Origin of the sequence: Thermocatellispora tengchongensis (genome assembly GCF_014202315.1) — a bacterium.
GTDB classification, from domain to species: Bacteria; Actinomycetota; Actinomycetes; order Streptosporangiales; family Streptosporangiaceae; genus Thermocatellispora; species Thermocatellispora tengchongensis.
Map to the genome: position 1 here is coordinate 346,895 of NZ_JACHGN010000005.1, position 10,233 is coordinate 357,127.

The 10,233-nt window shown below is 73.8% G+C and carries 9 protein-coding genes; 3 read left to right on the plus strand and 6 right to left on the minus strand.

Annotated features, from left to right (window positions below; genetic code table 11):
- Nucleotides 1–56: 56 nt before the first annotated feature.
- The gene (locus tag HNP84_RS13700; protein ID WP_312924693.1) at nucleotides 57–524 is read right to left on the minus strand and encodes a DUF4180 domain-containing protein; all 468 of its coding nucleotides are present in this window, start codon (nucleotides 522–524) and stop codon (nucleotides 57–59) included.
- Nucleotides 525–1,023: 499 nt separating this feature from the next.
- Here HNP84_RS13700 and HNP84_RS13705 point away from each other — a divergent pair, with 499 nt between their 5' ends.
- Nucleotides 1,024–1,632, plus strand: coding sequence for a hypothetical protein (locus HNP84_RS13705; protein WP_221336224.1), 609 nt, complete (start codon nucleotides 1,024–1,026; stop codon nucleotides 1,630–1,632).
- Nucleotides 1,633–1,657: 25 nt separating this feature from the next.
- Here the strand turns inward: HNP84_RS13705 and HNP84_RS13710 are convergent, their stop codons facing one another.
- Nucleotides 1,658–2,731: an alkene reductase gene (locus tag HNP84_RS13710; RefSeq protein WP_185050042.1), complete on the minus strand. Its 1,074-nt coding sequence runs from the start codon at nucleotides 2,729–2,731 to the stop codon at nucleotides 1,658–1,660.
- Nucleotides 2,732–2,856: 125 nt separating this feature from the next.
- Here HNP84_RS13710 and HNP84_RS13715 point away from each other — a divergent pair, with 125 nt between their 5' ends.
- Nucleotides 2,857–3,225 carry a MerR family transcriptional regulator gene (locus tag HNP84_RS13715; RefSeq protein WP_185050043.1) on the plus strand — a complete coding sequence of 123 codons (369 nt, stop codon included), beginning with the start codon at nucleotides 2,857–2,859 and terminating at the stop codon, nucleotides 3,223–3,225.
- 974 nt (nucleotides 3,226–4,199) lie between these two features.
- Here the strand turns inward: HNP84_RS13715 and HNP84_RS13720 are convergent.
- Entirely contained in the window at nucleotides 4,200–6,368 is a 2,169-nt protein-coding gene (locus tag HNP84_RS13720) for a ComEC/Rec2 family competence protein (protein ID WP_312924696.1), read from the minus strand.
- Between the two features lie 1,124 nt (nucleotides 6,369–7,492).
- On the opposite strand from HNP84_RS13720, the gene HNP84_RS54945 reads away from it, so the two are divergent.
- Nucleotides 7,493–7,627 carry a hypothetical protein gene (locus tag HNP84_RS54945; RefSeq protein ID WP_281396109.1) on the plus strand — a complete coding sequence of 45 codons (135 nt, stop codon included), beginning with the start codon at nucleotides 7,493–7,495 and terminating at the stop codon, nucleotides 7,625–7,627.
- A gap of 203 nt (nucleotides 7,628–7,830) precedes the next feature.
- Here the strand turns inward: HNP84_RS54945 and HNP84_RS56020 are convergent, their stop codons facing one another.
- The 3 genes from HNP84_RS56020 to HNP84_RS13740 form a co-directional block, all read right to left on the minus strand.
- Nucleotides 7,831–8,658 (minus strand): ComEA family DNA-binding protein, encoded by an 828-nt coding sequence (locus tag HNP84_RS56020; protein ID WP_312924699.1) that lies wholly within the window; start codon nucleotides 8,656–8,658, stop codon nucleotides 7,831–7,833.
- A 99-nt stretch (nucleotides 8,659–8,757) separates the two neighbouring features.
- Nucleotides 8,758–9,891 (minus strand): DegV family protein, encoded by a 1,134-nt coding sequence (locus HNP84_RS52895; protein WP_246518116.1) that lies wholly within the window; start codon nucleotides 9,889–9,891, stop codon nucleotides 8,758–8,760.
- 70 nt (nucleotides 9,892–9,961) lie between these two features.
- Nucleotides 9,962–10,233: amidohydrolase family protein (locus HNP84_RS13740; protein ID WP_185050045.1), on the minus strand; the 272-nt coding region annotated here is incomplete at its 5' end.

The following is a 10,233-nucleotide window of genomic DNA, read 5'->3' on the forward strand; positions in this document are numbered from 1 at the left end:
GGCGTGCGTGCGCACACCGCCCCCCGCCTCACGCGGACTCAACGATCAAGAACACATCAGGGTACGGTCGCGGGCCCGGATGCCGTACGGGCGGCCAGGCGGGCGTCCAGCTCCTCCTCGGTGGCGACGAACCAGAACCCGTCACCGCGGTTGGTCTCGGCCACGAAGTCGCGCAGCGCGCTGCTGCGCGCGACATGGCGGGAAATGTCGCCCACGACGGCGACGCGTATCCGGTACATCTGGAATTTGAGCACCACGTCACCGGCGACGCGTGTGCTGAGCCGGAAGAAATCATCGTGAAAACGCCCGGCGGGAATGACGAGCATATCCGCGTCATATCCCAGCGCCACGCCGACCAAATCGACGGCGTCGCGTTCGCCACGTATTCTCTCCCCGTACGGGTCCAGGGCGACGGCCCGGATTCCGTGCAGGTCCACCAGTTTTTCAGGCATCGCGCGGAGCACCTTTTCCCATGCGCGGCGGAAGATCGGCGAACCGTACGCGGCGCGGACCGGCGGCGTCACCGAGAGTCGGCAAAAGCGAGAGCAGGGCCGGAAGGAACCCCCGATGACCGGCGGCGCGCCAAGGCGCGCGCGACAAGCGGGGTGGAGGTCAGCGGCCGGTACAGGACGGACAACACGCGCCGGCGCAACAGGCCGAGGTACGGCGAGCGACGGCGCGGCCGGTCGTCATGACCGCCATCGTCGTGTCCATGCTCGCTCCTTCATCGCGTGACCGGGTGGATCACCCACACCGTCCTTCGGCATTCACATTAGGCCACCCACCGGCCGTACGTCAATCCGGCGCCGCGCATTTTTCCCGCGCCCGCGATAAACACCTCTCCGAATACGGCGGTCGGAAAAAGGCGGATCTCCTGTGAGGGTGCGGTGTGCCGCCGTAGCGGCACACCGCTGGGTCGTCGTGGTCGTCGTCCGTCCCGGCTCGGGGACGTTCCCGTCTCCCTCGCGAGAGCCCGCCGGAGTTCACGGGCCGGCCGGTGCGGACGAGTGGATAATCGGGGCCATGCGTGTGGGGATAGCCCATCACTTCGGCTGGGCCGTGGCCGTCACGGCGTCGGCCGGCCACCAGGTCGCCGACCGCCGCCGGATCGACCTGGTGGAGCCCGGCGTGCCCGCGGCGCCCATCCACCGTCCGGGCGGACCTCTCGACGATGCCGCGGCCTCGGAGCTGGTGGCCCGCGTGCGGGCGTCGGCGGCCCGGGCGACGTCGGCTTCGCTGGACGAACTCGCAGCCGCGCTGCCCGAGCCGATCGTCTCGGTCTCGCTGCGGGCCTGGCCTGCGGATTTCCCCGAGGACATCGCCGTCCAGCGACGCCCACCGTACGAATCCCGAGCCGACTCCGTCATGTACCGCCAGATCCTGGCCGAGCTCGCCCGCGCGCGGGGCTGGGCCGTCCACTTCTATGACGCCAAGAACGTGGAGAGCCAAGCGGCCGGAATCCTGGCCGAGCGGGCCGGCGAGGTCCTGTACGGCCCGCGGGCGAGGCTCGGGCCGCCCTGGACGAAGGACCATCGGATGGCGCTCGCGGCGACGGTCGTGGCCGCCGATCTCCACGACGCGCCGGATGCTCAGGAGCGTGGAGCCGTTCCCGATCGAGCGACGCCCCCGTGACGCGCCCGGCGGTCCGGGCGCGAGCTCAGGCGGCGTGCTGGTAGGCGGAGTAGGTGATATAGCCGGCGTCGCCGCCCTGGTACCAGGTGGACTCGTCGTACGGCGCGATCGGAAGGTTCTGGCGCAGCCGCTCCACGAGGTCGGGGTTGGCGATGAAGGCGCGGCCGAAGCTGATCAGGTCGGCGCCGAGTCCCAGCCAGTGGTCGGCGGCCGCCTTGTCCGTCTGCCGCGGCCCCATCGGGAAGGCCGGGTTGACGATGAGCGTGCCGGGCCACTCCTTGCGCAGGCCGACGAGCACCTCCTCGTCGGTGGTGGCCTCCAGGTGGATGTACGCCAGATCCAGCGGGGCCAGCTCGGCGAGCAGCGCGCCGTACAGCTCGGGGACGTCGGTCTCCTCCGCGCCCCAGATGCCCGCGCCGGGCGAGAGCCGGATGCCGGTACGGCGGCCGCCCACCGCCTCCACGGTCGCGGACACCGCCTCCACGGCGAACCGGATGCGGTTGGCGATCGACCCGCCGTAGATGTCGGTGCGCAGGTTGGCGGTGCTGGAGAGGAACTGCGAGATGAGGTAGCCGTTCGCGCCGTGCAGTTCCACGCCGTCGAAGCCGGCCTCCATGGCCCGCAGGGCCGCTTCGGCGTAGGAGCGCGCGTGCTCGGGCACCTCGGCGGTCTCCAGCGCCCGCGGCACGGGGGCCGGCTTGGGCCCGTTCGGGGTGAACACCTCCCCGACGGCGGGCACCGCCGAGGGACCCACCGGCTGCATCCCGGTGGTGTCGGGGTGGGAGACCCGGCCTCCGTGCATGATCTGGGCGAAGATCCGCCCGCCGTTGGCGTGGACCGCGTCGGTGACCGGTCGCCAGCTCGCGACCTGCTCGTCGGTGTGCAGCCCGGGGGTGCCCGGGTTGGACTGACCGATGAGGCTCGGCTGCACGCCTTCGGTAACGATGAGCCCGGCGGTGGCGCGCTGGGCGTAGTAGGTCGCCATCGACGGCGTCGCCACGCCGCCCTCGCCCGCACGGACCCTGGTCATCGGGGCCATCACCACCCGGTTGGGCAGGGTCAGCGCGCCGAGCTGGTACCGGTCGAACAGGGTCGTCATTCCTGCATGCCTTTCGGGATTGTCACGGATGTTCACGTCCGCCGGCTGGACACGGGACTACGCTAAGACCTGACACTGACGTCAGATGCAAGCGTTCCGTCCAGGTTTTCCCGAAGGGAGGTGCGATGCGGATCGGAGAGTTGGCGTCCCGCGCCGGGGTGAGCGTACGGTCCCTGCGCTACTACGAGGAGCAGGGCCTGATCACCAGCACACGCAGCGCCGGCGGCCAGCGCACCTACACCGAAGACGAGGTCGAGCGGGTGCGGTTCATCCAGCGCCTGTACGCCGCCGGCCTGTCCAGCCGCACGGTCCTGGAGCTGTTGCCGTGTGTGGACTCCCCCAGCGAACAGAACGCCGACGAGGCGTTCGAGCGGATGGTGCGAGAGCGAGACCGGATCAGCCGGCACATCGACGAACTCTGCCAGGCCCGCGACGCCCTCGACCGGCTCATCGACGCCAACCGCGCCCACCGCGCCAGCCTGACGCCTCACTGAGCCGACGGCATCGCGAGGCACGGACGAGCAGGCGTCAGCCCGGCTTGCGCCACAGGTAGCGGCGCGGGACGCGGACCCCGCTACCGCAACGGCCAGCGTCAGGCGGACCCGGCTGCCCAGCAAGCGGGCATCAGGCCAGCTCGCGCCACAGGCAGCGGCGCGGGACGCGGACCCCGCTACCGCAACGGCCAGCGTCAGGCGGACCCGGCTGCCCAGCAAGCGGGCATCAGGCCAGCTCGCGCCACAGGCAGCGGCGCGGGACGCGGACCCCGCTACCGCAACGGCCAGCGTCAGGCGGACCCGGCTGCCGCAGCGGGCGGGCATCAGGCCGCCTTGTGCCACAGGTAGTGCCGGGCGAGGGGACCCGGTTGCCGCAGCGGGCGGCCGAGTACCAGCAGCGGCGCGGGTGGGCGGGCAGGAACAGCAGGGTGCAGTCGTCGGCCTCACGCTGGCGGGTCTTGGTGATCGCGGAGCCAGCAGGTCGGCGGCGGCCTCGGCGAGCCAGGCCGCCAGCCGCACTCCGGGGCGCGCCAGCCCGGCGGCCCGGCCGCCCACGGCCCGGCAGCGCGACAGCGCGGCGGCCCAACAGCCCGACAGCCCAGCAGCGCGACAGCCCAGCAGCGCAACAGCCCGACAGCCCGACAGCCCGACAGCGCAACAGCGCAACAGCCCAGCAGTGCGGCGGCGTACGGTGATGATCGCCTGCCCGACGCCGAACTCCACCTCCTCGACACCGGCCACTTCGCCCTGGAGGACCACCTGCCGCAGGTTCGCCACGCTGATCGCCGACTTCCTCGACCCGACCTGGAAGCGACCCGACCTGGAAGCGACCCGACCTGGAAGCGACCCGACCTGGAAGCGACCCGACCTGGAAGCGACCCGACCTGGAAGCGACCGGACCTGGAAGTAGGCACGCCAGACCCGTGGTGGGCCGGCGGAGCGGCGAAGGCACGGCCGCGCCGCCCGCGATTCCATCACCGGTGCTCCGGGGAGCCCCGGGGCAGGACGGCGAGGTGGCCGCCGAGGTCCAGGACCGCCAGGTCGCCGTCGCGGTCGGTGCGGTAGGCGCGCGTGCCCTGCCAGGAGAGACGGGCGATGGTGGCCGGGGCGGGATGGCCGTAGTCGTTGTCGGCGCCGACGCTGATCAGCGCGGCCCGCGCACCCGTCGCCGACAGGAAGGCGGGGTTCTGGCGCTGCGACCCGTGGTGCGGAACCTTGAGGACATCGGCCGGGGGCAGGCCGTGCCGCAGCAGGTCGCCCTGGGCCTCGGGCTCGATGTCGCCGCCGAGCAGGGCCGAGCCGGCGGCCCAGCGTACGTGCAGCACCAGGCTGGCGTTGTTGACCCGGGCGCTCTCGGTGGGTCCGGTCGCGGCGCGGCCGGCGTACGGCGCGAGCACCGTGATCTCGCACGGGCCGAGCCGCCACTGGGTGCCGGGCGCGACCCGGCGCTCGCGCACCCCGCGGGCGGCCAGATCCGCCGACAGCCGGGCGACGCCAGGGACGCCCGCGTCCACGACCGCCACCACGGCTTCGCCGACCTCACGCCGCCGGAACACACCGTCGAGACCGCCGATGTGGTCGGCGTGCGGATGGGTGAGGACCAGCAGGGGCACCTGCTCCACGCCGAGGTCGCGCAGGCAGCGGTCCACCGCGACCGGGTCGGGGCCGGTATCGACCACGACCGCCCTGCCGGGCCCGGCCGCGATCGCCAGCGCGTCGCCCTGGCCCACGTCGCACGCGACCAGCAGCCAGCGCGGCGGCGGCCACGGGGCCACCACCGGCCCGACGGCCAGCGCCGCCACCAGGCCCCCGCAGGCCAGCGCCGCCACCACCCTGCGCCCGTACGGCCGGCGGGCCGCCGCGAGCAGCACGGCCGCGGCGACGGCGAGCAGGGCCAGACCGGCCGGACCGCCGGGCCACGGGACGGCGCCCATCGGCGTGGCCGCGGCCCGCTCCGCGACCAGGATGATCCACCCAGTGGCGAGCCCTGCTGGGCGGACCAGCAGCTCGGCCGTACCCAGGTGCACTGGCGCGACCAGGGCGGCCACGCAGCCGAGCACGGTGGCGGGCGGGACCGCGGGACCGGCCAGCAGGTTGGCCGGGACCGTGACGAGGGAGAGCTGCCCGGACAGCAGCACCAGCAGCGGGGTGACCGCGGCCTGGGCGGCGGCGGTGACGGCTGTCGCCTCGGCGAGCGGTCCGGGCATCCGGCGGGCCATCCGGTCACGCCAGCGCGGGGTGAGCAGCAGGATGCCCGCGGTGGCGCTCACCGAGAGCGCGAACCCGTACGAGCGGGCCAGCTCCGGATCGAACAGGACCAGCCCGAGCACGGCCACGGACAGCGCCGCGACGCCGTCACGCGCCCGGCCCGAACCGAGCGCGAGCGCCGCGATCAGCCCCATGAACAGGGCCCGCAGCACGCTGGGCGACGGCCGCGCGACGATCGCGAAGGCCACCATGGCGATGCCGGCGAGCACGGCGCGCACGGCCAGCGGCAGCCCGGCCACCCTGCTGAGGCCCATCACCGCGGCGGTAACGATCGCCAGGTTCGCCCCGCTGACCGCGGTCAGGTGCCCGAGCCCGGCGTCCTCGAAGTCGGCCTTCACCTGCGGGTCCATCCGCGACACGTCTCCCACGGCGAGGCCGGGGAGCAGGCCGCGCTGGTCGGGCGGCAGCACGCCGGCCGCCCGGCGCAGCCCCTCCCGGAGCTCACCGGCCGCCGCCTGGACGCCGGACGGCGGCGAGAGCACGCGCGGCGGGCCGCGTACGAGGAGGGTGGCGGCACGCAGCTCGCCCGGATCTGCGGGCGCCAGCCGGGCACGCACGGCCAGCCGCTGGCTCGGCAGCAGACCGGTCCAACCGGCACCGGAACCGAACATGACGACGGGCGCCCGCACGGCCAGCCGCCCCCGCTGCGCACCGCTCTCGACGCGCACGACCGTGGCCTCCGCCACCACCCGCTCACCCCGGAAGCCGCCGTCACCCCGGGGCAGGACCCGCGGGTCACCGGTGAGCTCGACCTCGGCCGTGACCAGGACCCCACGACGCGCCAGCTCCGCGACGGGCCCGCCGCCGACCGCATGAACCCGCAAGGCCACCACCAACGCCGCGGCGGCCACGCACACGAGCACCGCGACCGCCACCCCGCCCCACCAGCCCTCTCCCCCGCGAAGCCCCCACCACCGGCACCCCCGCCCGCGCCCTGTCACCACCGCCGTGACGGCAGCGGCAACCGCCGCCACAACCCCCAGCCCCCCGGCCACCGGCGCCGCCCACGAGAGCGCGACCGCAGCCGTCCCCCACGCCGCCAGCGCAGGCAACGCCAGATGCAACGAAGGCCGCCGCGCAACCTCCTCCCGCTCCTCGGCCGCACCCCCACGCAAGCCGGGCGTCCAGGAGGCGATGAGGCGCCGCTTGACACCCAGCCATAGCCGGGCAACCCGACCACGCGGCGTGAGCGACCGACTCGAACGGCCCGGCCGCCCCGAAACAGGCGACAGACTCATGAGCGCCCCCTGATGGGCCTGCCGCTCGGGATGGAGAGGCCGCTCCCGAGAGACACGTGGCTCTCCAGCGGCACATCGCGCACGCCGGCCGCGTCGCTCCCGACGCCTGCGTCACGCCCACCGGTCGGGCAGCTCACAGGGGACACGCGTCTCGGGAGGATCGGACACCTAGCAGGGGTCAGGCCCCTGCCGCCTGGCACAGGGCTCGCGATGGACGCGCCGCTCACAGTGCACGGGTGACTCGCCGCCGATGTGTCACCTGCGACAACCGCAGCGCCCACAACAGACGCCCTGCGCGCAGCAGACGGCCCACGGTCCGATACAGGGCTCGCCACGGGCACCCCACCCAGTGCGGACGGGCGCCTCGCGGCCGGCTCGTTCCCCACAGCGGACGCGCCGCACCCCGTCCGCCGGAGATCGTCCCGCCGGTGGTGGCGGCGTTCGGGCCGACGCGGCGCGGCGAACGGCCCGCCACCGGCCACCGCGCCGCCCGCCATGGGCCTCCAGCCGGCAGGTCTCCGGCCGCCAGCAGTGCGTGCGTGGTCTGGGGCGGCTCCGCCCGGTGAGCGGCCGCCGGGGCCCTGCGGGGCGCATGCGACCGCTGGGCCGCAGCGGCCGCTGTGCTGGGCATGCCCACTGTGTGCCTGCGGTCTGTGAGTGTGGCCATGTGGGCGTGCACTATGTGGGGGTGCCTGCCGTGTGGGGGTGGGCGCTGTGTGAGTCGGCGCCGTATGGGTTTGTGCTGCGTGAGCATGCGCTGCATGAGCATGCGCTGCATCAGCATGCGCTGCATCAGCATGCGCAGCATCAGCATGCGCAGCATCAGCATGCGCAGCATCAGCATGCGCAGCATCAGCATGCGCAGCATCAGCATGCGCTGCATCAGCATGCGCTGAGTGGGCCTGCACTGAGTGGGCCTGCACTGAGTGGGCCTGCGCTGGCAAGGCATCAGGTTCGCGCCGGTTCCCGTCACTGGGTATCCCAGGGTTGCGGTCGCTGGGCATCCTCCCTTGGTGAGGATGCGGCATTGGCCGGGGACTCACAGTTGTGGCGGACGTGGCGGGCGCGGCCATTGGGTGAGGGCCGTTCGGTTGGGGCATCAGACGGTCACCTTGTCCTTGAGGTCGGCGTACTTGCTGTCGCCTATGCCGGAGACGTCCTGGAGCTGGGCCACGTCGCGGAAGCCGCCATGAGATTCGCGGTAGTCGACGATGCGGCGGGCCAGCACCTCGCCGACGCCGGGGAGGGTGTCCAGTTGCTCCGCGGTGGCGGTGTTGAGGTTGATCGGCGCGCCTGGGGGCGAGTCGGCGGTGAGCGGGGGCTGGGCGGCGGCGGTGTGTGGGGCGCCGACCACTATCTGCTCGCCGTCGATCAGGCGGCGGGCCAGGTTGAGGGGGCCTGTGGTCGCGCCCTTCTTGACTCCGCCGGCCGCCGCCACCGCGTCGGTCACCCGGGAACCGGCCGGGAGGGTGATCACGCCCGGGCGCCTGACCTTGCCTGTGACGTGGACGATCAGTGAGGGGGCGGTGGGCTGGGGAGTGGGAGGTGTGGGGAGCGCGGGGGCCGTGGTGGGCGGGGGCGGCAGGGGCTCGGCGGACGGTTGGGATCGCCAGGCGTACAGGGCGGCCGCCAGGACCGCGGCCAGGCCGAGCACGGCCAGGAGGACGACCTTGGCCCGGGGCGGCGCGAGCCTGGGCGCGTGCTCGGCGAGCACGGCCCGCAGCCCGCCGAGGTGGATGTGGCGCGGCAGGCCGGCCGTCTTGTCGTCGTCTGCCGCCGGTGCCCTCTCCCCTGGCGGCGGTTTGGGGATGAGGGGAGGTGCTGTGGGCGTGGGTGTGGATGCGGGGGCGTATGGGTGGCTGGGGAGGAGAGCGTGGAGCCTGGCGTGGGCTGTGGCGTGCTCTTCCGGGGTCACCTTCGTCCGCACGACGGGGACGTTAGGGCGTCGGCCGGGTTGCCGGCGGGGCCGAGCGGGGTTCTGTGGATAGTGGTGGCGCGTTGCCCGCCAGGACGGGCGGGATGGGGATTACGAGGCGGGGGCGACGGTGACGCCCAGCATGCCGGGGCCCACGTGGGCACCGATGACCGCGCCCACTTCGACGATCTCCAGCCGGGTGAGGGCGGGGAGGCGGGCGGTGAGGCGCTCGGCCAGGGCCTCCGCGCGGGCGCGGGCGGCCAGGTGCTGGACGGCGATGGCCACTCCGGGCGCGGCTTCGGACGATCCGGCGGTGGGTGTCGATGAGCCGCCGGGCGTGGAGGTGGATGCGCCGGGGGTGGGTGTGGATGGGTCCGGCGTGGGGGTGGATGCGCCGGGGGTGGGTGTGGATGGGTCCGGCGTCGGGGTGGATGCGCCGGGCGTGGGGGTGGATGGGCCGGGCGTGGGGGTGGATGGGTCAGGTGTGAGTGTTGGTGGTTCTGGTGTGGCTGAGGGCGCTTCTGGTGGTTTGGGGGTGGCCGGGGGCGCTTCCGGTGGGAGTGGGGGTGATTTGAGGGTGAGGGCGGCCTGGACCGCCAGGTCTTCCAGGCGGGCGAGGGCGCGGGTCGCCGTCCGTACCTTTTCCAGGGGGACGATGACGCCCTCCACGATGTGGAGCAAGGGTTTGATCATCAGGGCTGAGCCGAGGAGGGTGGCGGCCGGGCCGATTCTGCCGCCTCGGCGCAGGTGTTCCAGGGTGTCCACGTAGAAGAAGCTGTGGGTGTGCTCCAGGGTGTGGCGGGCGGCGGCGGCCACCTCGTTGGGGCCTGCGCCCTGGGCGGCGGTGCGGGCGGCGGACAGGACGGCGAAGCCCAGGCCCATGGCGATGGAGCGGCTGTCGATCACTTCTACGGGGATGGGGGCGGTCTCGGCGGCCAGGCGGGCGGCCTCGACGGTGCCGGACATCTCGCCGGACAGGTGGATGGAGACGATCGCGGTCGCGCCGCCCGCCGCGGCGGCCTCGTACGCCGCGGCGAAGCGTTCGGGGGCGGGGCGGGAGGTGGTCACCGGGGAGCGCGCGCGCAGGGCCGCCGAGACGCCCGCGGGGTCGATGTCGGCCATGTCGTCGTACGCCCGGCCGCCGATGACCACCTGGAGCGGGATTACGGCCACCCCGAGGCGTACGGTCTCGACCGGGGGGAGGTAGGCGGTGGAGTCCGTGACGACGGCGACCGATGGCGACATAGCCAGAGGTTACTGAGGGCAGGGCGGTCGCGGCCACGCCCGCTCACCGGAGCGGGCGGCCGGGTGTGCGCTACTGGACGGGGGTGCCGCCGCTCCAGACGCGGCGCGGCTTGAGGCCGAAGGCCCAGGCGAACGCGCCCTCGTGGTCGGCGTCCCACTGGACGATGTCGGCCAGGCGGCCGGGGGCGAGCACGCCGCGGTCGGGCGCGCCCAGCACGGTGGCGCCGCCGAGGGTGGCGGCGCGGAGGGCGTCGCCGACGCTCATGCCGAACGCGGCGACGGCGAGGCTGATGACCAGCGACATCGAGGTGATGCCGCAGTGGCCGGGGTTGTGGTCGCTGC